The organism is Flavobacterium endoglycinae, assembly GCF_017352115.1.
GTDB classification, from domain to species: domain Bacteria; phylum Bacteroidota; class Bacteroidia; order Flavobacteriales; family Flavobacteriaceae; genus Flavobacterium; species Flavobacterium endoglycinae.
In genome coordinates this window covers 3423892-3444784 of record NZ_CP071448.1, presented here as the reverse complement: position 1 = coordinate 3444784, position 20893 = coordinate 3423892, and the positions used below count along the sequence as shown (strand labels likewise).

22 protein-coding genes are annotated in these 20893 nt (G+C 34.8%); 13 read left to right on the top strand and 9 right to left on the bottom strand.

Features of this window, described 5'->3' with window-relative positions; all coding sequences use genetic code 11:
* Positions 1-18 precede the first annotated feature (18 nt).
* Positions 19-735, top strand: a complete 717-nt coding sequence (locus J0383_RS15230) for a type 1 glutamine amidotransferase (protein ID WP_207294860.1) — start codon at positions 19-21, stop codon at positions 733-735.
* Positions 736-742: 7 nt separating this feature from the next.
* Here the strand turns inward: J0383_RS15230 and J0383_RS15225 are convergent, their stop codons facing one another.
* On the bottom strand, positions 743-1114 hold the full coding sequence (locus J0383_RS15225; protein ID WP_207294859.1) for a winged helix-turn-helix transcriptional regulator: 372 nt from the start codon (positions 1112-1114) through the stop codon (positions 743-745).
* Positions 1115-1218: 104 nt separating this feature from the next.
* Here J0383_RS15225 and J0383_RS15220 point away from each other — a divergent pair, with 104 nt between their 5' ends.
* The 6 genes from J0383_RS15220 (at position 1219) to J0383_RS15195 (ending at position 7273) form a co-directional block, all read left to right on the top strand.
* On the top strand, positions 1219-1824 hold the full coding sequence (locus J0383_RS15220; RefSeq protein WP_207294858.1) for an FMN-dependent NADH-azoreductase: 606 nt from the start codon (positions 1219-1221) through the stop codon (positions 1822-1824).
* A gap of 254 nt (positions 1825-2078) precedes the next feature.
* Positions 2079-2600 carry an RNA polymerase sigma factor gene (locus J0383_RS15215; protein ID WP_207294857.1) on the top strand — a complete coding sequence of 174 codons (522 nt, stop codon included), beginning with the start codon at positions 2079-2081 and terminating at the stop codon, positions 2598-2600.
* Between the two features lie 47 nt (positions 2601-2647).
* Positions 2648-2857 (top strand): C1 domain-containing protein, encoded by a 210-nt coding sequence (locus tag J0383_RS15210; RefSeq protein ID WP_207294856.1) that lies wholly within the window; start codon positions 2648-2650, stop codon positions 2855-2857.
* A gap of 11 nt (positions 2858-2868) precedes the next feature.
* Positions 2869-3711, top strand: coding sequence for a FecR family protein (locus J0383_RS15205; protein ID WP_207294855.1), 843 nt, complete (start codon positions 2869-2871; stop codon positions 3709-3711).
* 99 nt (positions 3712-3810) lie between these two features.
* Positions 3811-6429 carry a TonB-dependent receptor gene (locus tag J0383_RS15200; RefSeq protein WP_207294854.1) on the top strand — a complete coding sequence of 873 codons (2619 nt, stop codon included), beginning with the start codon at positions 3811-3813 and terminating at the stop codon, positions 6427-6429.
* 4 nt (positions 6430-6433) lie between these two features.
* Positions 6434-7273: a DUF4249 domain-containing protein gene (locus J0383_RS15195; protein ID WP_239023079.1), complete on the top strand. Its 840-nt coding sequence runs from the start codon at positions 6434-6436 to the stop codon at positions 7271-7273.
* Positions 7274-7332: 59 nt separating this feature from the next.
* On the opposite strand, the gene J0383_RS15190 is transcribed toward J0383_RS15195, so the two are convergent.
* Genes J0383_RS15190 through map form a run of 3 tightly spaced genes read right to left on the bottom strand, consistent with a single transcriptional unit; the run spans position 7333 to position 9257 of the window.
* Entirely contained in the window at positions 7333-7860 is a 528-nt protein-coding gene (locus J0383_RS15190; protein ID WP_207294852.1) for a GNAT family N-acetyltransferase, read from the bottom strand.
* A gap of 25 nt (positions 7861-7885) precedes the next feature.
* Positions 7886-8488: a 5'-methylthioadenosine/S-adenosylhomocysteine nucleosidase family protein gene (locus J0383_RS15185; RefSeq protein WP_207294851.1), complete on the bottom strand. Its 603-nt coding sequence runs from the start codon at positions 8486-8488 to the stop codon at positions 7886-7888.
* 4 nt (positions 8489-8492) lie between these two features.
* Entirely contained in the window at positions 8493-9257 is a 765-nt protein-coding gene (map, locus tag J0383_RS15180) for a type I methionyl aminopeptidase (protein WP_207294850.1), read from the bottom strand.
* A 280-nt stretch (positions 9258-9537) separates the two neighbouring features.
* On the opposite strand from map, the gene J0383_RS15175 reads away from it, so the two are divergent.
* Positions 9538-11004, top strand: a complete 1467-nt coding sequence (locus tag J0383_RS15175; RefSeq protein WP_207294849.1) for a glycoside hydrolase family 130 protein — start codon at positions 9538-9540, stop codon at positions 11002-11004.
* 2 nt (positions 11005-11006) lie between these two features.
* On the opposite strand, the gene J0383_RS15170 is transcribed toward J0383_RS15175, so the two are convergent.
* Entirely contained in the window at positions 11007-11777 is a 771-nt protein-coding gene (locus J0383_RS15170; RefSeq protein ID WP_207294848.1) for a response regulator transcription factor, read from the bottom strand.
* A gap of 104 nt (positions 11778-11881) precedes the next feature.
* Between J0383_RS15170 and J0383_RS15165 the strand changes: the two genes are divergently transcribed.
* Positions 11882-12628, top strand: coding sequence for a DUF1349 domain-containing protein (locus J0383_RS15165; protein ID WP_207294847.1), 747 nt, complete (start codon positions 11882-11884; stop codon positions 12626-12628).
* 52 nt (positions 12629-12680) lie between these two features.
* On the opposite strand, the gene J0383_RS15160 is transcribed toward J0383_RS15165, so the two are convergent.
* A complete protein-coding gene (locus J0383_RS15160; RefSeq protein WP_207294846.1) occupies positions 12681-13457 on the bottom strand; it encodes a TIGR03915 family putative DNA repair protein in 777 nt (258 codons plus the stop codon).
* A 4-nt stretch (positions 13458-13461) separates the two neighbouring features.
* Positions 13462-14721: a putative DNA modification/repair radical SAM protein gene (locus tag J0383_RS15155; protein WP_207298707.1), complete on the bottom strand. Its 1260-nt coding sequence runs from the start codon at positions 14719-14721 to the stop codon at positions 13462-13464.
* Positions 14722-15048: 327 nt separating this feature from the next.
* Here J0383_RS15155 and J0383_RS15150 point away from each other — a divergent pair, with 327 nt between their 5' ends.
* The 4 genes from J0383_RS15150 to J0383_RS15135 all read left to right on the top strand — a co-directional run bounded on the left by J0383_RS15150 (position 15049) and on the right by J0383_RS15135 (position 17334).
* Positions 15049-15291: a hypothetical protein gene (locus J0383_RS15150; protein ID WP_207294845.1), complete on the top strand. Its 243-nt coding sequence runs from the start codon at positions 15049-15051 to the stop codon at positions 15289-15291.
* A 283-nt stretch (positions 15292-15574) separates the two neighbouring features.
* Positions 15575-16138, top strand: coding sequence for a DUF6642 family protein (locus J0383_RS15145; protein ID WP_207294844.1), 564 nt, complete (start codon positions 15575-15577; stop codon positions 16136-16138).
* 2 nt (positions 16139-16140) lie between these two features.
* Positions 16141-17061 carry a helix-turn-helix domain-containing protein gene (locus J0383_RS15140; protein ID WP_207294843.1) on the top strand — a complete coding sequence of 307 codons (921 nt, stop codon included), beginning with the start codon at positions 16141-16143 and terminating at the stop codon, positions 17059-17061.
* A 63-nt stretch (positions 17062-17124) separates the two neighbouring features.
* Positions 17125-17334, top strand: a complete 210-nt coding sequence (locus tag J0383_RS15135) for a hypothetical protein (RefSeq protein WP_239023078.1) — start codon at positions 17125-17127, stop codon at positions 17332-17334.
* A gap of 153 nt (positions 17335-17487) precedes the next feature.
* Here the strand turns inward: J0383_RS15135 and J0383_RS15130 are convergent, their stop codons facing one another.
* On the bottom strand, positions 17488-19053 hold the full coding sequence (locus J0383_RS15130) for a DUF5123 domain-containing protein (RefSeq protein WP_207294842.1): 1566 nt from the start codon (positions 19051-19053) through the stop codon (positions 17488-17490).
* Positions 19054-19097: 44 nt separating this feature from the next.
* Entirely contained in the window at positions 19098-20888 is a 1791-nt protein-coding gene (locus J0383_RS15125) for a RagB/SusD family nutrient uptake outer membrane protein (RefSeq protein WP_207294841.1), read from the bottom strand.
* Positions 20889-20893 lie beyond the last annotated feature (5 nt).

Genomic DNA, 20893 nt, shown 5'->3' with positions numbered 1-20893 from the left:
GGGTAATTTTTGAAAAACATGAAAGTACATTTTATACAGCACGAAACATTTGAAGCATCAGGCGCTTATCTTCAATGGGCAGAAAATAGAAACTATGAAATTTCTTTTTCTAAAGTTTATGAAAATGATATTCTGCCAGATACCGCAGATTTTATAGATCTGCTAATTGTTATGGGCGGACCTCAAAGTCCAATCACTTCAGTTGAAGAATGTCCGCATTTTAATGCTGAAGCCGAAATGAATTTAATTCGAAAATGTATTTCGGCAGGAAAAGCAGTTGTTGGAGTTTGTTTAGAATCGCAATTGATTGGAGAAGCTTTAGGAACTTCCTTTGATCATAGTCCTGAAAAAGAAATCGGTGTTTTTCCAATAACATTAACCGAAGCTGGTTTTGAAGACGAAAAAACAAATCATTTTGGAAGTTCCTTAAATGTAGGACATTGGCACAATGATATGCCCGGTTTAACAAAAGAAAGCAAAATTCTGGCTGCGAGTGAAGGCTGTCCAAGACAAATTATTCGATATTCTGATTTGGTTTATGGCTTTCAATGCCACATGGAATTAACTACAGAAGTTGTATCGCTTTTAATTGACAGTGAAGAAGATTTATTAGAAAAAAGCAGTAAATATAAATTTGTTCAAAGTCCCGAAACTATTTTATCTTATGATTATACAAAGATGAATCAAAAGCTGTTTCAGTTTCTGGATAAACTTGTATCGGCTTATAAAAACTAATATTTTTTTATTTTCTCATACTTTGTTTGATTTTTTCTCTATGTTGCTCTCCCCAAGCGCTAAGTTCGGCTATTACACTTTTTAATGTTAAGCTGTAATCTGTAGCTTCGTAAACAATGTTTATCGAAGTTGTTTCATAAACATTTCGTTTAATAAAACCGTTAAATTCTAAATCTTTAAGTTCTTTAGCAAGAACTTTTGGTGATATTCCATCAATCTGCTTTAGAATTTCATTAAAACGTTTTGGAGATTGTACCAAAGAAAGAATTAAAGCAATCTTCCATTTTCCGTTCAAAACATAAAGAGCATCTATTACATTTTTGAGAGAATCTGTACATTCTTGTTTCGTTGGAAGTATTTCTTTTTCAATTGTTTTCATACTCACAAAGATACATACTTTCCTAAAAGTAACTGATTTCCTTTAGGTAACTAACGTTTTTTACATACTTTATAATTCTAGTTTTGTTTAATAAATTTAAAATTATGAAACACATTCTTCATGTAATATCCAGTATTCAGGGTAACGAATCATACAGCAAAAAACTAGGAAACGCCATTATCGAGAAAATTCAACAAAAATATGACGGAAGCACTGTCGAAGAATTAAATTTGACAGAAAAGGAAATTCCACATTTGGATGCTGAATTTCTTGGAAAATTATTTACTCCATCGAATTTATTTAACTCAGACAAAAAACAATCCATTCATTTTGCAGACGATTTTTTGAAACAATTACAAAATGCAGATATTATTGTAATTGGAGCTCCTCTTTATAACTTTACAATACCTTCTCAATTAAAATCTTGGATTGATTATATTACCAGACCTGGAATCACTTTTGGATATGGTGAAGATGGTCGTCCAATTGGATTAGTTACAGGAAAAAAAATCTATATTGCTATGGCTTCAGGTGGAATTTATTCTGAAGGACCGGATAAAGTTAACGATTTTGTGGTTCCTTATTTACAAGCTTTTTTAGGCTTTCTAGGAATGACAGATTTAACTGCTTTCCGTGCCGAAGGACTTAAAGTTGCCGGAATAAAAGAGCTAGCAATGGAAAAAGCGATTAAGAGTATTGTAATAGATTAGAAAATAGACTTGTCCTTACTTATACATTTAAGCTGATTAAAAATTTCACAAAATAAAAACCCTTAAACATTTTTGTTAAGGGTTTTTATTTGAATTTAATTGTAACATTTCTTAAAAAAGAGCGTCAAATCTTAAATTAAATTACGGTTCTTTGCAACTTATTATATTCATGATTTGATAGTTGTCAAATCATGAATGCAATAATATTGAAACCAATGAGTTTAGACTAGAATACTGGTCACGATATTTTCGTTATGGACAATAAAAAGTTTATTATAAATCTAAAAAAAGGTGATGAAGCTGCGTTTAAGGAAGCGTATTTCAATTACTACGATAAACTGATAAACATTGCCAGACGTTTTAATTCTTCATTATTTACTCCTGAAGATTTTGTTCAGGAAACTTTCATCCGATTATACAACAAAAGAGAACTGCTTAACGAAGAGGTTTTGTTTGACAAACAGATATTTGTTATCTGCAAAAACATTATTATCAATCACGTTAACAGAGAAAACAAAATAATATCACTTGATCCGAATCAAGTTGACGTGCCGCAGGAAGAATCATATTCTGGAATTTTTGAAGAAAGACAAGAAAAACTACAAAATTTCATAAATCAGCTTCCAGAGCAACAGCAAAAAATCTTCACTTTACACAAACTGGAAAACCTTAGCTATAAGGAGATTGCAGAAATTACAGATCTTTCTGAAAAGACCATTGCCAATCACATTTATCTCGCCAGTAAATTTATTCGAAAAAAAATCGAAAACCATTAGGAACTTTTTTGTTCTCGTTTGTTATACTAAAAAACAAAGAACAAAAAATGCATATCGAAGCTTATAAAACGAATGTTAGAACAAAGAAAGATGCAAGTTTACTTGTTGCACTTTTACAGTTCGTGATTTCTGACTGTATCATCAATTTCGATCGTAGGGGACGTGAAAATATCCTGAAAATCGAAACCAACAGAGACGTTAAAGAAATGGTATATGGTGTTTTTACAAAACAAGGATTTCAGTGCCAAATCATCTAACACCAAACAACATGGACAAGGAAAAATTAGACGAAGAGTTTGAAAAATTATGGAATGAAACTCCTGCTTCACATTCAAACGCAGAAAAAAAAGCCTCATGGGAACAATTTCATTCGAAAACTTTTGCTCCAAAGAAAAAGAAGTTTAAACCGTGGCGCTATTACGCAGCAGCGGCAGTATTGCTTTTTGTTTTGATTGGAACGGGCATTTATTTTAACGGAGAATCGCCGTCTGAGAATATTGTTCTTGCCGGAAATGTAATCGAAAATACTACTTCTACAATAAAACACATCGTATTACCCGATAATTCAAAAGTAGAACTGAGTCCAAATTCTAAAATTTCCTTTGGCGATAATTTTGCCCTAAACCGAAAAGTTGAAATTGACGGTGAAGCACATTTCAAAGTAACAAAAGACAAACAGCATCCGTTTCAGGTTTTTTGTGATGAAACAACCACTACTGTTTTAGGAACTTGTTTTACAGTTAAGGAATCTGAAAATGAAGAAATTATAGTCGAGCTTTTTGAAGGAAGTGTTCAGATGAATGTAAAAGGCCAGGATCAAAAATGGATTTTAAAACCGGGCGAAAAATTTACGTATGCAAACCAAACTGCTTCGGTAACTGAATTCAGTCGTTTTATTGATTTTGACAATGAAAAACTGGCTGTTATCAGTTCTTATATTGAGGAAAATTACGGTTATAAAGCGATACTTCCGAAGGGATATCAAAACCAAAAAATCACCATCAGAATCAATAAAAAAGAAGACCTAAAAACAATTGTACAATTAATATCAGAAATGTATAACCTAAATTATGAAATAAATGAAGAATTGAAACAGATCACTTTTCAATAAAAAAAGAAAAGGATGTAAGCCGCGAAACTACACATCCTCCTTATAATCAGGATAACACGAGGTTATTCCATTTAATAATATTCAAAAATACAAAATTTCATGAAGCATATAATTTCAGCATGCTTTTTTTTATTCAGTTTATGTATGTCTGCTCAGAACGTTACAGTAACTGTAGATCAAAATGTAACCTTAAAAGAATTCTTTAAGCAGATTGAGAATCAAACTGATTTCAAGTTTGCTTTTACAGATCAAATTGATACCAATCAAAAATACTTTACAAAAAAAAGCACGTATAAGAATATCGAAATCGAGAAACTTATTACTGAACTCAACAAAAATGCCTCTATTCAATTTTCTATTGTAGGCAGCAATATTTTTGTAAAACAAAAATCGCATCCTGTCAAAGCTTCGAAAAAAAAAAGCTGGCTGACAGGTCAGGTTCTTGATGATGATAGACAAGCCGTTATTGGCGCTAATGTTTATGTGAAAGAACTTGAAGTTGGTGCCGTAACGGATATTAACGGAAAATTCAGTATTGAAATTCCAAATGGAAGTTACACCGTTTCGATTAGTTACATTGGATTTAAAAACAGAGAAAAACACATTACAGTTTCAGACAATACAACGCTTATCATCAATATCGAATCAGACAGTCAGGAATTAGAACAAGTCGTAGTTACCGGAAACAAAGCCGTTGATATTAAAACCACTCAAATGAGTGTAAACCGACTTTCGATGCAGGAAATTAAACGTATTCCTGTTGCGATGGGAGAACCTGATCCTTTAAAATCGATTTTAACATTGCCAGGAGTTACCAATGCTGGAGAAGCTTCTTCAGGATTCAATGTACGTGGCGGAGCTGCAGATCAAAATTTGATTCTTTTAGATGGAGCTCCTGTCTATGCAGATTCGCATATGTTTGGTTTCTTTTCAATTTTCAATGCCGATATTGTAAATGGTTTAGATTTATACAAAGGTGGAATCCCATCAAAATTTGGAGGACGTGTTTCGTCTGTTTTAGATGTTACACAACAAACTGGAGATTTTGAAGAATACAAAGTAAATGGAGGAATCGGAATTATTTCGAGCCGTCTTTTAGTTCAAGGGCCATTACAAAAAGAAAAAGGTTCTTTTATCCTTTCTGGGCGTGCTTCGTATGCGCATTTGTTTATGAAATTGGCCGACAATAAAAACTCGGCTATGTTCTATGATTTGAACGCCAAGTTAAACTATCGTTTTGATGCCAATAATACTTTATCTTTTTCAGGTTATTTTGGAAATGATGTATTTGATATTAACGATCGTTTTGCCAGTACTTATGGCAGCACAATGGGAATTTTAAGCTGGAAACATAAATTTTCAGATCGTTTAAACAGTAATTTATCTACTTTCTACAGTGATTACAGATTCAATCTAGAAATACCAATTGAAAGCTTCAAATGGGACAGTAACATTCAGAGTTACGGATTAAAATACAATTGGAATTATCAGCAGTCGGAAAAATTTAAAATCAGTTATGGTATTGATGGATTGTATTACAATTTTAATCCGGGAGTTGTAAAACCTACAAGTTCAGATTCGCAGTTTAATTACAAACAACTGGACAAAAAATATGCTTTAGAAACTTCGGCTTATCTTGATTTTGAAAATCAAATTACTAAGAAATTGAATTTCCGTTATGGACTTCGCTACAGTACATTTTATCGCTTAGGTGCAGAAGCAATCAGCACTTACGAAAATGGTCAGGCAGTTGTATATAATCCGTTATATAAAATTTATGAAGAAGGAACGCCAACTGGAACCATCAATTATAAAAAGGGTCAGGCGATTAGTACTTTTAATAATTTCGAACCACGTGCTGCTTTATCGTATGCTTTCAATGACAATAGTTCGTTAAAAGCAAGTTACAACAGAATGGCGCAGTATATTCATATTTTATCGAATACACAGTCACCATTGCCAATGAGTATCTGGACACCAAGCGGACCATTTACAAAACCTCAGCTTTTAGACCAGTATGCAATGGGGTATTTCAGAAATTTCAAAGATGGTGATTACTCTTTAGAAACCGAATTATTTTATAAAAATGTCCAAAATCGTATTGATTATATTGACGGTGCTGATGTTTTGGCTAACAACAATATTGAGCAGGTTATTTTAAACGGAAAAGCCAGATCGTATGGTTTGGAATTGTTATTCAGAAAAAATACAGGTGTTTTCACCGGATGGGTTTCATATACGCTTTCAAGAGCCGAACAGAAAACGCCTGGAAGAAATGCCGAAGAACCAGGAGTTGCAAATGGCGACTGGTATTTATCTGGATATGATAAAATGCATAATTTAAGCATTGTAGGAAGTTACGAATTGAACCCGAAATGGTCTTTTAATGGTAATTTCACTTTACAATCTGGTCAGCCTGTAACGTATGCAAATGGTTATTATGAATTTGGAGGAATTCATGTTCCAAATTATTCTTTAAGAAATGAAAACCGATTACCGCTTTTCCACCATCTTGATGTTGCGGCCACTTATACGCCAAAACCCGATAAAAAGAAAGGATGGCAAAGCTACTGGGTATTCAGTCTTTACAATATTTACAACCGAAAAAATGCAGCTTCTATGACTTTTACAACTAATGAAGATACTGGAGCAAATGAAACGAGAAGACTTTCTATTTTCGGGATTGTACCTGGAATTTCTTATAATTTTAAATTTTAATGCTATGAATAAATTGAAAAAAAATACCATAATAAACAAGGCTCTGGCATTAATAAGTCTTCTTTTTGTATTCTCTTTTACTTCTTGCGAAGATGTTGTAAATCTTGATCTGGAAACTGGTGAAACCAAATTGGTTGTCGATGCCGAAATTATCTGGAAAAAAGGGACAAACGGAAATGAGCAAACTATAAAAGTGAGCAAAACTGCTCCTTATTACAGCGGTTCTACTCCAAAAGTTTCAGGAGCGCAAGTAAGAGTTGAAAACAGCAATGGAGATGTTTTTACCTTTAATGAAACCGAAGCTGGAGTGTATAAATGCACCAATTTTGTTCCCGTAATCGATATGGAATACAAACTTTTTGTACAAGCAGAAGGTCAAAGTTTTACTGCTGTTGAAAAACTGACATCTGTAACTCCAATCAACAAAATCGAACAGAAAATGGTTCCTGATTTTGGCGGAGAAGATGTAATCGAACTGACTTTTTATTATAATGATCCTGCAGATCAAAGAAATTTTTATGTAACCGATTATAAAAGTGAATTCTTGATTTATCCGGAATACGAAATAACAGATGACGAGTTTTATAATGGAAACGAAATCAGCACTCGATACTCTCATGAAGATATGAAAACCGGAAATACGGTAACGATTACACACCGCGGAGTTTCTAAAAATTTCTTTAATTACATGAAATTGATTTTAGAAGCTTCAAGTTCAAATCCGTTTCTTGTTCCTCCAGGAAACATTAGAGGAAATATTGTAAACACAACAAACGCCAATAATTATGCTTTAGGCTATTTCCGACTTTGCGAAGCCGATGTTGTCGCTTATGTCGTGAAGTAGTGATTCTTTTTTTTATGTGGAAAAGCCCTTAATTTTCTTAAGGGCTTTTTGTTTTTATATTACTTCCAATTCTTCTTTTCAATCTCGTAAACAAAATTCAATTTTGGTTTTTCGCCAAAGTAAGCCACTTCTTCTTCGGCTATTTTTTGAGCTCCTAATCTTGAAATTGCAATCTGCGAACGCACGTTTTCGGCACCAATATGAAAGCGGACTTTCGAAACATAATTAAAAAGATAATCAAGCATCGTTTTCTTTACACTCAAATTAAATCCTTTTCCCCAGCAAGCAACAGAGTAAAAAGTGTAACCAATAAAAACACAATCGTCTTCAGCACTATAATCGTAAAATCGGGTACTTCCTATCACTTTTCCGGTTTCTTTATCGGTAATTTTAAAAGCACCTTTACTTTGGATTGCACCTTCAAAGAACTTTTCAAAAACTTCTTTTTTCCATCGGTCTTTATTTGGATGCTGTTCCCAAATTTTAGGATCAGAAGCGACTTCGTATAACGCATCAAAATCTTTTTCTTCTAAAGGATGAAGAACACAAAGATCATTTTCTAAAACAGGTTGTAAATTAAAATTCATAGTTTTATTTTTTCAATTCTAAAATTTAACTCAAAACATCCTCTTCAATCAATCCCAAAAGTTTCCCATAAGCAATCGCAGCTTTGTGAACTTGAACAGTCCAATCTTCGGCGGCATTGTCGTCGGCACCATCTGAGATATATTTGAGACATAAAAACGGAATATCTTCTTTCATGGCAATCATTGCTAAAGCATACGCTTCCATATCGACGACATTATAGGCATCAGAACAATGTCCCATTTCGAAGTTATCGCCTGTTCCACAGATTCCTTCTGGAAGATTATCCATTAACAAACCATATTTTAAAACGGGAGGTAAACCCGAAAGTGGCGTTTCGTATTGTGCAAAACCCAATCCACGGACATCCATATCTCTTTGTACAAACTGTGTACAACAGATTACGTCTCCTTTTTGAAAACAACTGCTTCCAGCTGATCCAAGGTTAATAATTATAGAAGGTCTTTTCTGTTGAATGGCTTTTGACAATTCGTATGCAGCATTGACTTTTCCAATTCCGGTAATTAAAGTATTGCATTTCTGGAAAACTTCTGCGGCTTCAGATTCAAGTGCGAAAGAGAATAAAATATCTTCAATCGCAAATGTTGCTGTTTGATTAATTTGTATCATCTTTTTAATTCCAGATCTCATTCATTTCAGTCAAAATAATCGGCTTACCATCTGTCACAACGATTGTATGTTCGTGCTGTGCCATAAAACCACCTTTATTTCCTACCATGGTCCACCCATCCTGCAAAGTTTCGGCATAAGTTGAGGTTGTAGAAATAAAAGTTTCGATAGCCACAACAGAATTTTTCTTAAAACGAGTCAGATTAAATCTATCTCTATAATTGGCAATTTCGTGCGGTTCTTCATGAAGGTTTCTTCCCACTCCGTGTCCAGTTAGGTTTTTAATGACTTTATAACCTCTTTTTTTTGCTTCGGTTTCGATTAGAAATCCAATATCAGCAATACGAACACCGCCTTTTATGTTATGAATGGCTTTATGCAGAATTTGTTTTGAAGCTTCAATCAGTTTTTGGTGCTGGTTGAGGTCTTCTCCTATTACAAAAGAATTTCCGTTGTCTGACCAAAAACCTTTTAATTCAGCCGAAACATCAATATTGATTAAATCTCCTTCGGCTAAAATAGTTTTATCAGATGGAATTCCGTGGCAGAATTCATTATTAACACTTATACAAGTCCAACCCGGAAAACCATACGTTACATAAGGCGCCGACTTAGCTCCTAAATCATTTAAGATTTGTCCGCCGTAATTATCGAGTTCTTTTGTAGTCATTCCTGGTTTGGCATATTTTACCATTTCTCGCAAAGTATACGCAACGGCTTCACTTGCCTGCTGCATTCCAATTAATTCTGATTCTGTTGTAATAGACATATTCTCTTCTTTACTAAGTATTCGGCTAAGATAAAACTATTTTACTTAGCTTTTTCTAGCACAAACTTCACTATTTAAATAAATTATGAATTGAATTGAAGAAAACTAATTTTAATAAAAAATTAAGGTTTTTCTTTAACAAAATTATTATCTTGTTGTTAGAAATTAAAAACAATACCAGTAACAGTCTTATTTCAAACAGATTAGATAATTTTCTTTTGAAGTATCATTTCGCTTAAGATTAAAGACGCACTATTTTATTGGAACAAAACATAAAACTATGCGAGTATCAGTTACCCGAAAAAACATAAAATTTACCCCCGATTCCAGAAGAGTTGTTGCCCGTTATTTCATGAACGGCTATGAACGAACCCAGCAAATGGTTATTCGTATTATGATGCTTGACGAAAAACAAGTATCCGAAACTTTAGAGCAAACGCTTCGGGAATTTGCCAGACGACACCGAAATATTTCAGCCATATTTTTTAGACACTGCGAAAAAATAAAGGACTTAATCGAAGCCATGCAGATTGATTACGAAGCCATGTCGTTAAATCGTAAAATGCTAATTGGTTCGTATTGCACTATGGAATATGCGATAGAATCAGCGGCAATTTTTAACCCATCGATTGTAGAAGATTTTGACCAGTCTGGATTAGAAGCTGGTGAAAAAAGAGTCGTTATTTCGTTTCGTGCTACGGGAGAAGGTCATATTTCTTCGATTGTTTTTAGAAGAGGTATTTTAGACCGCGACAATAATCTTCATGTGATGAAAATTGGTCATCATATTGATAAATCCGAAATCGAACATAAAACACTGCTTAACAAGGAGCGCTTTTTGACCAAATTATCCGAAATGCATACGCAGGATAAATATATTGTTCAAATTATGAGCGATCTCCCAAATGAATTTGAATTTGCCGTTTTAAAAAATCTAATATATACCGCTTTAGCCGATCCATCTATACGTCAGGAAAGAAGAACGGCGCTGGAAGAAATTATCTGGCTGGCAAATTCATTTTACGATGTACAGTTTAATCATGATTCGGATATTACAGAACGTGTTATATTCCCGATTTCAGATTCTGAAAGTCGTGGTATCGAAGATGCGCGTTTTGTCCGTTTTGTAGATGATGACAATTCAGTACGCGTTATGGCAACTTATACGGCTTATAACGGACACACGATTTTACCAAAACTTATTTCTACTGAAGATTTTTATAATTTCAGAATTATGCCTTTACACGGAACTGGAGCTCAAAATAAAAACCTTGCTTTATTTCCTCGTAAAATAAAAGGAAAATATGCAATGCTGGCCCGAATTGACGGTGTGAACAATTACATCATGTTTTCGGAACGTGCCACGCAATGGAACAATCCAATCTTGCTGCAAGAACCTCGTTATACTTGGGAATTGACGCAGATAGGAAACTGTGGTTCTCCACTTTGGACAGAAGAAGGCTGGCTGGTTATTACACACGGTGTAGGAACCATGCGACGTTATTGTATAGGTGCTTCGCTGTTTGATCTCGACGATCCTTCAAAAGAAATTGGAAGATTGAAAGAACCTTTGCTTTCTCCGCTTGAAGATGAACGCGAAGGTTATGTTCCAAATGTAGTGTATTCTTGCGGCGCAATTATTCACAACAACAGTTTGATTTTACCTTATGCAGTTTCAGATTATTCTTCAACTTATGGTGTGGTTGATCTGGCGGAATTGCTGGATGCTTTGAAGAAAAGCAAATAAAATTAAGCGTTTATCAATCCCATTACAAAAGCGGTTTTAAGTGCTTCTGTGGTATTAGCAACTTTCATTTTCTGAATTATATTTTGTCTATGACGGCGAACAGTATAAACCGAAATATTTAGCAAATCGGCAATCTGATCGCTGTTATTCCCTTTTGCCACAAGGGTTAAAATTTCTAATTCTCTTTTAGAAAGAATTGTTTCGCTGTAAGGTTTGTATTTTTCCGAAGCGATGGTTTCGCCGGTTTGTATGTTAACAATTTTTCCATCAATTCCATTTCGGGACTGCGAATCTGTGGATGGGGCATACAAACAAAGTGAAAGCAAGATGCTGCCATTTGGCGATTTTTTGAGGTACATGGTCCGATGGTTAATGTAACTCAGATTTTCAGGATCTGAAGTACGCAGGCGGGTAAAAGTGCTGTATTTTCTATACTCTTCGATGGGTAAGTTTTTAAGAAATTGATAAAACTGAAGTTCAAGCGCATGGCGCTCGACTACATCATTAGAATTGAGTTTGTCGAAAATACAGTCTTCAAAAGCCGAATCAATAAACAAATCACCAGAAGGAAGTCCGAATATTTTTCCAAAATCGCTATTATAAATATAACTGCAATCAGCTTGATAATCGGAAAGAACCGCAACGCATTGTTCTATAGAAACGTAAGCGGAAGCTAATTTTTTATAATCGTCTATATTAAGAGTTTCCCCATCTAGAAAAGTCTGCTTTAAAAATGTAGAAGCGAGCTGTTCTTCTATCGAAACTTTTGACATAGCATTAGTGAAATTGGTTAATTTTAGGTATTGTCGTTTTTGGAAAGCGAAAGTAAATTTGAAAAACTAAATTATCATTTTTATACTTCTAACAAAAACATTTTATGAAAACTAAATTTCTAATCTGCTCTGCAATCTTTGGAATCATTTTATTTTCGGCTTGCAATACTGCTTCGAAAGAAAATAAAACAGCCGAAAACACAAATATAAAATCAGAAGATTCCGCTGTGGTACGCGGCACTCCGTGCGATGTAAAACTAAATAACATTCATTTTACAAAATCAATTAACGGTGCCGATACGCTCGCTAAAGTAGATTCCAAAAATAATATCGAATTTCATGTGGGCGAGAAAAAAGATTATTTCTCTGATCCTAACAACAAATTATCCAATACCTCTGCTCCTATTCTTTTATCGAAATTAGACAATACCAAACCCTTTACGATTACTGCAAAAGTGACTCCTGAATTTAAAGGTTTGTACAATGCTGGAGTTTTATATTTGTACGTAAATGACAATTTTTACCAGAAATTCTGTTTTGAACAGGATGAACGCGGTAATCACAGAATTGTAACGGTTCGCACAATGGGAACTTCTGATGACAATAATCACGATGTGGTAAAAGAAAAAACGGTTTATATGAAAATTTCATCAGATACGCAGACTGTGGCGAGTTATTATTCTCTTGATAATAAAAACTGGCAGATGGTTCGTTTGTACAAAAACAATTATCCGGCAGAACTTTGGACAGGAATCAGCGCGCAATGTCCAATCGAAAAAGGAACCACAAGTTATTTTGAAGATGTTGTTTTGGAACAAAAAAGCGTCAAAGATTTTCGTTTAGGAATCTAAATTCATTTCTTCAAAAAAAACAAAAAGCGGATTAGTTTTGAACTAATCCGCTTTACTTTTTCATATCTGGAATTTTCTCTATGAGATTTTTCCAATACCGTTTCGGCATGTGCTGTATATGCAGTTTGGTGTTTTTTCGGGATTCAATATTGACGCTTTTAAAAAACTGTCGCCAAAGATTCTGGAAAAACTCTTCGTTGTCATCACTTATTTCGGCTAAAAATTGAGAAGAATTAGAATTGGCATTAAATTCTAATTGTACCGAAGTAGTATTTTCGAGATCGTAATAAATTCCGTATTTGCGTTTAGTATCATAAATTAACCAGCGTTGGTCTGCATAACGGATTTTAAAATGTTTTTCTATGAGAGGCAAAACATCGCAGTCGGGTTCTACGACAGCGTAATACAAATTATCTTTTGTCAATTTAAACCTCACGAAAGCTTTCATTCTATGACTTTCCCTTCCGGTTACGTAAGCTGCTTTTCTCACTCCCAAAACGGCAGAATTAGACAAATCATCTTCAATATTTACAGCACTCGAAAAAATATACTTTACATATTGAAATAAGGTCTCGTCAATTTTATCAATGTCTGATAAAAAAGCTTTATAAATATTCGCAAAACCTTCTCTTGAAAGTTTGTCTTTCAACCCTTTTAAAACTCGTTTCGCTTTTTGCAAATCTGTTATTACGATATATCGATCTGAAAAAAACAAAGCGTTTGAAACTTCACTTTTGGCAAAAACCACATCGTCGAATTTCAGTTCGTATATTTCGAATACTGCCGTGAGCCAGCCTTCATAAGTGCCATCGTAAATTACTTGTGTCATTGATTTAAAATAAAGAAAGCTGATTCGAAAAATCATTTTTGTATTTGCTTTTCTGCGTATTCAAAATATGATCTTTTATTTGAATGGAAGTCAAATCCCGCTGTAATTGAAACGGTGAAGCAAAAGCCAGAAAGTATTTTGAACGACTGTAAGCGATCCCTAATTTCTGCAGATCTTCAGGCTGAAGTCTTTTAAATCTTCTTGCTGCAACGATTTTTTTTGCACTAGAAACGCCAATTCCCGGAATTCTAAGAATCAATTCTAAATCAGCAGTATTAATATCAACAGGAAATTTATCCAAATTTCGCAAAGCCCATCCCAATTTTGGATCAATATCCAAATCAAGATTAGGCTGATCAAAACCTACAATTTCATTGACATTAAATCCGTAAAAACGAATTAACCAATCGGCCTGATACAAACGGTTTTCGCGAATCATGGGAACAGGTGTTCCAATTGCCGGAAGTCTGCTATCGTAACTTATTGGCACATAACCTGAATAATAAACACGACGCATATTCATTTTTTCATAGAAATAATTTGCCATTCCCAGAATTTCGAGATCATTCTCTTTTGTAGCGCCAATAACCATCTGTGTGCTTTGTCCCGCTGGCACAAAAAGTGGTGCTTTGTAGTTTTGTTTTTTTTCTTCTTTGTACCCAACGATTTCATTTTTCAAATATTCCATTGGTTTAATAACATCGATATGATTTTTATCTGGAGCCAGTAATTTCAGGCTTTGTTCTGTTGGCATTTCGACATTTACACTCAAACGATCGGCATATAGTCCGGCTTCTTTCAAAAGTTCGGCACTCGCACCTGGAATGGCTTTGAGATGAATATAACCGTTAAAGTTTTCTTCTAAGCGAAGTTTCTTTACAATTCTTACCAAACGTTCCATGGTATAATCAGGATTGTCAAAAATTCCCGAACTCAAAAACAAACCTTCAATATAATTTCTTCGGTAAAAACCAATCGTCAAATCTACTACTTCTTGAACAGTAAAAGCGGCACGCTTAATATCATTGCTTTTTCTGCTAACACAATAGGCGCAGTCGAAAATACAATGATTGGTTAGTAAAATTTTAAGTAGAGAAACGCAGCGTCCGTCTTCGGTATAAGCATGACAAATTCCGTTTCCCGAAGCTTCACCAATACCTTTTCCTGTATTTTTCCGTTTGCTGCCGCTGGATGAACACGAGACATCATATTTTGCTGCATCGGCTAAAATTGCCAGTTTTTCCATTACTCTTTCGTGCACCATTTTTCTCTTCTTTAATTGATTGGGAATGAATTTTAATACATCAAAACTAGGAAATTGACTTCGGAAAAAGGCTAAAAAGGCTGTCCCAAATTGTATCATTTTTTGCACGCAAAGCCTTAATTATAAAGCCTTTTCGCACAAATAAAATTTTAGAGAATATTCAAAAACAGGTATAAATACGCAGTGTCAAATTTTTGAATCTTTTTACATTGCACCTCTGTAAGGAAAAAATTTTTAGTCCCCTTAATAATTATTTTTTCACTCTCTTCAGCAAAAAAAGAAACTTACGAGTATTAGCGAATAATTTAAAAACAAAAAGCTAAAACAATGAAATTTGTAAAAGGACAAGATGTATCCTACACGACATTAAGTGGGAGATCTTATAAGGCAACAGTGATAGAAAGAAAAATAGATTTCAAAAAAGGGCTCATCAAAAAATCTGCAATCAAGGAGATGACGTACCATTATCTAATTGAAGTCCAAAAAAATGGTCTGAAAGAAAGACTTCTTTGTACTGAAAACCAGCTTAGGGTTTCGGAGAAAAAAGAACTTGCGCAAAAAGCTGCGTAAAAAGACTTTCGATAAGATTGTATATACCAACTGTGGTAATTCTTTACGTGGCGTATACTGACTATTTCTAAAACTAAATTTACTAATTATCTTTTATGGGGTTAGATTGTTTCTGCACCAACTGAAGATGGTTTGGTAATGAATTATAATGCACCATCTATTAGGTGTATATTTTGAACGATTACAAAAAACAAGTTAAAATCCTGATCTCATACCGGTTTTTCCATTTAAAAAAATATATTTGTCTTAAACCCAGTTCTCCGAGAACCGAAAAGACATGAGTATGGATAATGAAAAATTTATTTTCTGCCTGGAAGGCGTTCAGGACATAGACATCGTTACGACTACTGATGTGGTTAAAAATCTCGAAGAAATTGCTTTTGATCAGGGCATTGCCAGCATTTATAAAACCTGCGACACTATTGAAGGACTTGAAGAAAGTTTAACTGCGCTTCTTTATGATGATCATAATTTTAAGGATTATGAAATCATTTATTTGGTAATGCCGGGACAGGAAAATAATATCTGCCTTCATGACTATTATTACAGCATAGAAGAAATAGCCGAACTTTTTGAAGGAAAAATGAAAGGAAAGATTATTCATTTTGCCAATAAAAAAAGATTGGACCTCAACGACGAAGAAGCTCAATATTTTCTTGATATTACGGGTGCACGCGCCATTTCTGGTTATGGCTCTACTTATAACAAAATTGCCAGCTGCAGTACCATTGACAAAGCTTTTTTTAGTCTGTATCAGGAAAATGATGACCTAACTGAAGTGGTTGAAGAATTGTTTCAAAAGCATTATGCGCTTTGTAAATTACTTGATTTTAGATTGTATTATTAAGTATGAAGACAAAGCCGGCTGAAAAAATAAAAACGTATGAAGCAAAAGGTTTTCGGGAGAGATTTCTTGGCGAAGATAATCCGATGCATTTGCTTTTCAAGTCCAATTCGGATCATTTTTTTTGTTTGAGAACAGAAGAAATGATGCGTCTTCAATATCCAGTCCCGCCATCTAAGCATAGTTGTCATACCTTAATTTTTGTATCATCAGGCACGCATATTATGAAAACCGGGTATGAAGAGTTTCAAACGACGACTAATGAGATTATAATGGTTCCAGCCGGACAGATTTTTTCAATTGATAATATTTACAGTTCGCATACGGGATACATCTGCCAATTTCATCCTGATATTTTAATTGGGAAATATGGAAGCCGAGAAATGCTGAATGATTTCGATTTTTTAAAAGTTTCTGGAAATCCTAAAGTGAGTTTGGCTTCAGAAGATATCCAAACTGTTGTCACGATTTTAGACCGTTTGAAAAGGGAATATTCTGAAACTCCCCGCGCCAATCTGAATATTGTACAATCATATTTGATTGCTTTGTTTTATGAAATGAGCAAAAATTCGGTTAAAACTTCTAAAGGGATTTCGGCAGCCGAAATTATTTCAAACAAGTTCAAGGAATTAATTCATCAAAATATTAAAACACAGCATCAGGTAAATTATTATGCTTCGGTTTTAAATGTAAGTCCCAACCATTTAAACAAATGCGTGAAAACCGTTACTGGCAAAACAGCCGCGAAATGGATTGAAGAAACCATTTTACTGGAAGCTAAATACCTGCTTTTTCAAACTACTTTTTCTGTAGGTGAAATCGCAGCACAAATAGGACTTGAAGATCAATCTTACTTTAGCCGTTTTTTTAAAAAGAGCGAAGGAATATCGCCTATCCAATACCGAAAAATGATTGATAAATCCTAATTATTGATTATAGAATCCTAATAAATAAAACCACATTTTTTGGAAATTTGCTCCTTCAAAAAAATGCAAATTATGATTTATGTGTTTAAAACTTCCGTAGATAGCCCGTCAAAATTAGAATCAGCAACTGCCCTTCTTCATAAATTATTGCCTGAAACTTTATGGAATTTTGATTTAGAAGACTGCGATAATATTTTAAGAGTTGACAGCGAACTCGATGTTGCCACATTGCTTTTGAATAACAACGTTTTTGATTGTATCGAACTTGAATGAGTTTTTTCTTTTTAGTATTCAGTCGCAGTTTTCAGTATACAGTCTCAGTTAATATGCAAACTGAATACCGAGAACTGGGACTGAAAACTGAAAACTAAAAAAGCGGGACACCATAAAATGCATCCCGCTTTTCTTATTAATCAACCACGATTTTTATTTAATCCAACGCGGATCTCCAATTTGATTGTCGATCAAAGTTTGATTTTTAATAGTAAAGTCTCCACCGGCAGCATTCACAAATTGTGGATTTGCTGTTGTTCCTGATGCATCTATTTTATTTAAATTAATCGTTGCATCCATAAAACTTGGTGCATCATAATAGTAGTTTTTAAGGAAAGTTGGCGCAGTTGTGGCGGCCTGATTTGTATAAATTGCTGTTGTTGAAACTATCAAAGTGTTTTTTACTGTTGATGTATTATTTACAAAACGGATATACAAAATTCGCTTTGGAGCAGCAGTACTTGATACGTTGTACAATGTACAAGCATCAATTACAACATTTGTAGTTAAACCTGTTCCAGATAAACCAGAAGCGGCATCAACTCTCACAAAATCTCTACCTGTTGAACAAGTATCAAATGTGCTGTTTTTAAGTAGGATACTTGATGCATGTGTATTTCTGAAATCAATAAAATCAGCACCCGCGTTTGTATTTACATTTTTTACAATGGTATTATCGACAGTAAAAGAATTTACTTTTGAACCGCTTGCATTTGCGGCAATTAATGCACGTGTATAATCATGCACTTTACTGCTGCTGATTAAAATATCACCATAAGTAGTACTTGCGCCGGAAACAGTGATTACTGCTGCATTATCCATTCCGGTTCCGTCTAAATCTAAATCAATCAAAGAAAGACTTGATGCTCCAGCATTCAAAGTAAATTTCACATGTAATTTTGGTTTATCACCCGGACGTAAACCGCGTAATGTAATCGATTTGTTTAAAGCTATTTCACCTGTAAAAACTGTGTAATCTCCCGGCATTAGCACCAATACTGATCCTGAAGCGGCTTCGGTTATTTTTGCGTTTAAATCATCTTCTGGTTTTATTAAAATTCCAGTTCCAATATCAATTCCTGTTGTAAACGTTACGGCTCCTCTTTTCTTTGATCCATTTAATAATGTAGCAATATAAGCTGTTTCTCCTGTTAGTCCCGTTACAACTGCAACTCCTGCAGCTTTTTCTGCTGGGGTAATCGTGTGTGTAATCCCTCCAGGCGCCACTGTAATTTCTGTTACTGCACTATTAGGCGTCCATCTTAAAGTAACTTGTTTGGCTTCGATATCAGCATCCTGAACCGCAGAGAAAAGTTGTTCTGTTAATGTAGTCGCTGTAGTAACCGACCATTTAGAATCCGCTAATCCTTTTGAACTTACTGATTTTACTCTAATAGAATATACTGTTTCCCCTTCTAAAGCTATTTGAACAGGTAATTCAGTCGGGGCAACGTTTACTGTTTTATAAATAGTTTTAAATTCGGGATCATCAGCACTAATTTCCACTACATAATGATCTGTTTCTTCATTTTCTTTTACAGTCCAATTTAATTCAACTGTAGTTTGGTTCCTAACTCTTGCTGTAAGTCCTGTTGGAGAAAATTCCCTGCTTACATTCAAATCATTTATAACGGCTTCGTTATAACTTTCGCAGCCCGTCACTGCCATTGCTAGCAGAAAAAGAACTGTTAATCCTTTAAATAAATATTTTGTTTTCATACACATAATGTCTTAAATAAATTAATGATAGTGCTGTAGAGGATTTAGTATTTATAATCATTAACTAATTTTCCATTACTTGCATCAATAAATACCTGCCAGATTGGCCAGAATTGTCTGCTATCAGGATTAACGCCTGCTTTGTACAGTGTGTTAATTTTGGTTTCTGTCGCAGCCCCTGTCCAAGTCCATGCAAAAGAAGTGTAGTCAGCACCCGGATTAGCGGTTTCACCTCGGTTTAGTCCATAAATATCTAAGCTTACATTGTCTGATTTGTATTTGTAATATAATGTAGCTGGAACATCTGCATATTCGCCTGTATGCTGTGAAAGGTTCGTCATTTTTACTTTCGCTTCATCTAATTTTGCTTTCAACAGATTCCAGCGTATAAGTGATTGTTTGCGCTCCATTTCTCCTGTAAATTCAAATTTATTTTCTTCTACAAGAGCTTTAAACATAGCTTCTTTTGAAGTTAATGCATTTACATAAGCATCTACTTTTACAGCTTGAGATGCTGCTGGGAATGCGCGTCTTCGGATTTCTTTCAAATAGGGAGCTGCTGCGCTTGGCCCTTCTAATTCATTTGCTGCTTCGGCTGCAATTAAAAGTACTTCAGCATAACGCATATAGATTTTGTTTACACCATCATCATTGGTTGAAGTTACAAAACGAGTCATCCATTCGTAACGATATTTCCCGAAATACCAAGTATTAAGAGCACCTAATTCTTGTTTCGCAATATTATTTACAGCTGTACCATATTTATAAGGCACACAGGTAACGTCACGACGAGTATCTGCCTGATCGTAATCGTAAAAAACGTAAGGAAGCGGTCCTGCAGTTCCTCCACGATTTGCTCCATTGGCGTGAAATTGGTCATTTGTAGTGTGGCGAACCGCAAATGTAAATAACATACGTCCGCGTCCATCTGAAAAAGGAATTTCCCAAAGAGATTCTCCTCCTGCAGCAATATTTTCCTGATTGTATTTTCTCCAGAAAGTTTCGAATGAAGATTCTAAATGTGCTGATCCGCTGGCAATAACTGAACGAGTTTCTGCCAATGCCAATGCATACATATTACCAACAGACAATGCAGGATCTGTACTTCTTCTGATTCCGTCAGGATATTGCTGATAACCGCTGGCAGCCATTGCCAAACGGGCACGGAATCCTTTTACGAAAGCTTTATTAATTCTTTCCACACTGCTTGTCGCTGCTGTTTCTCCCGGCCACGGAACTAATGTCGCAGCTTCGGCTAAATCAGCAAGAAGTTGTTTGTAGATTACATCACGGCTTGTTTTTTCAACGTATAAAGTAGAATTATTTACGGGTTCAAATCGAGCTGGAACATCGCCCCAAGCTTTTATCAAATCAGCGTAGTAAATGGCTCTTAATGTTAAAGCTTCTCCTAACAAGTAACCCAATTGTGAATTTGGTGTAGGATTTCCGTAAGTACGCAGTCCTCGAATACAAATGTTGGCACGCTCAATTCCTGAATACATCATTGCCCAAGCATTGTTTGTGGTATTCATTTGTGAATTGTTTGGCTTTGCATCGTAAGTACACAAATCTGAAGCGTCGCTTACAGTTTGTGAAGAGTTGTACCATTCTACATCTGTGTTTAATCCGTAAAAAGGAAGAAAACGTCCTCTGTATGAATTGGTTTCTGCAAACGGAATTTTAATCCCGTCAATCGCTCCTTCGGCTAATCCTGGACTAGAGAAAATAACCGATTCATCTAATGTTGATTGTGCCGGAGCGTCTAAGTAATCGTCTGAGCAGGAAGTAAAAAGGCTTACCAATGCAATTCCTGCAATTAATATCGTATGTTTCATCTTGT

Excerpts from the sequence above, each read along its gene's own strand:
- J0383_RS15230 (WP_207294860.1), top strand. The coding sequence starts at position 19 with ATGAAAGTACATTTTATACAGCACGAAACATTTGAAGCATCAGGCGCT.
- J0383_RS15225 (WP_207294859.1), bottom strand. The coding sequence starts at position 1,114 with ATGAAAACAATTGAAAAAGAAATACTTCCAACGAAACAAGAATGTACA.
- J0383_RS15220 (WP_207294858.1), top strand. The coding sequence starts at position 1,219 with ATGAAACACATTCTTCATGTAATATCCAGTATTCAGGGTAACGAATCA.
- J0383_RS15215 (WP_207294857.1), top strand. The coding sequence starts at position 2,079 with ATGGACAATAAAAAGTTTATTATAAATCTAAAAAAAGGTGATGAAGCT.
- J0383_RS15210 (WP_207294856.1), top strand. The coding sequence starts at position 2,648 with ATGCATATCGAAGCTTATAAAACGAATGTTAGAACAAAGAAAGATGCA.
- J0383_RS15205 (WP_207294855.1), top strand. The coding sequence starts at position 2,869 with ATGGACAAGGAAAAATTAGACGAAGAGTTTGAAAAATTATGGAATGAA.
- J0383_RS15200 (WP_207294854.1), top strand. The coding sequence starts at position 3,811 with ATGAAGCATATAATTTCAGCATGCTTTTTTTTATTCAGTTTATGTATG.
- J0383_RS15195 (WP_239023079.1), top strand. The coding sequence starts at position 6,434 with ATGAATAAATTGAAAAAAAATACCATAATAAACAAGGCTCTGGCATTA.
- J0383_RS15190 (WP_207294852.1), bottom strand. The coding sequence starts at position 7,860 with ATGAATTTTAATTTACAACCTGTTTTAGAAAATGATCTTTGTGTTCTT.
- J0383_RS15185 (WP_207294851.1), bottom strand. The coding sequence starts at position 8,488 with ATGATACAAATTAATCAAACAGCAACATTTGCGATTGAAGATATTTTA.
- map (WP_207294850.1), bottom strand. The coding sequence starts at position 9,257 with ATGTCTATTACAACAGAATCAGAATTAATTGGAATGCAGCAGGCAAGT.
- J0383_RS15175 (WP_207294849.1), top strand. The coding sequence starts at position 9,538 with ATGCGAGTATCAGTTACCCGAAAAAACATAAAATTTACCCCCGATTCC.
- J0383_RS15170 (WP_207294848.1), bottom strand. The coding sequence starts at position 11,777 with ATGTCAAAAGTTTCGATAGAAGAACAGCTCGCTTCTACATTTTTAAAG.
- J0383_RS15165 (WP_207294847.1), top strand. The coding sequence starts at position 11,882 with ATGAAAACTAAATTTCTAATCTGCTCTGCAATCTTTGGAATCATTTTA.
- J0383_RS15160 (WP_207294846.1), bottom strand. The coding sequence starts at position 13,457 with ATGACACAAGTAATTTACGATGGCACTTATGAAGGCTGGCTCACGGCA.
- J0383_RS15155 (WP_207298707.1), bottom strand. The coding sequence starts at position 14,721 with ATGGTGCACGAAAGAGTAATGGAAAAACTGGCAATTTTAGCCGATGCA.
- J0383_RS15150 (WP_207294845.1), top strand. The coding sequence starts at position 15,049 with ATGAAATTTGTAAAAGGACAAGATGTATCCTACACGACATTAAGTGGG.
- J0383_RS15145 (WP_207294844.1), top strand. The coding sequence starts at position 15,575 with ATGGATAATGAAAAATTTATTTTCTGCCTGGAAGGCGTTCAGGACATA.
- J0383_RS15140 (WP_207294843.1), top strand. The coding sequence starts at position 16,141 with ATGAAGACAAAGCCGGCTGAAAAAATAAAAACGTATGAAGCAAAAGGT.
- J0383_RS15135 (WP_239023078.1), top strand. The coding sequence starts at position 17,125 with ATGCAAATTATGATTTATGTGTTTAAAACTTCCGTAGATAGCCCGTCA.
- J0383_RS15130 (WP_207294842.1), bottom strand. The coding sequence starts at position 19,053 with ATGAAAACAAAATATTTATTTAAAGGATTAACAGTTCTTTTTCTGCTA.
- J0383_RS15125 (WP_207294841.1), bottom strand. The coding sequence starts at position 20,888 with ATGAAACATACGATATTAATTGCAGGAATTGCATTGGTAAGCCTTTTT.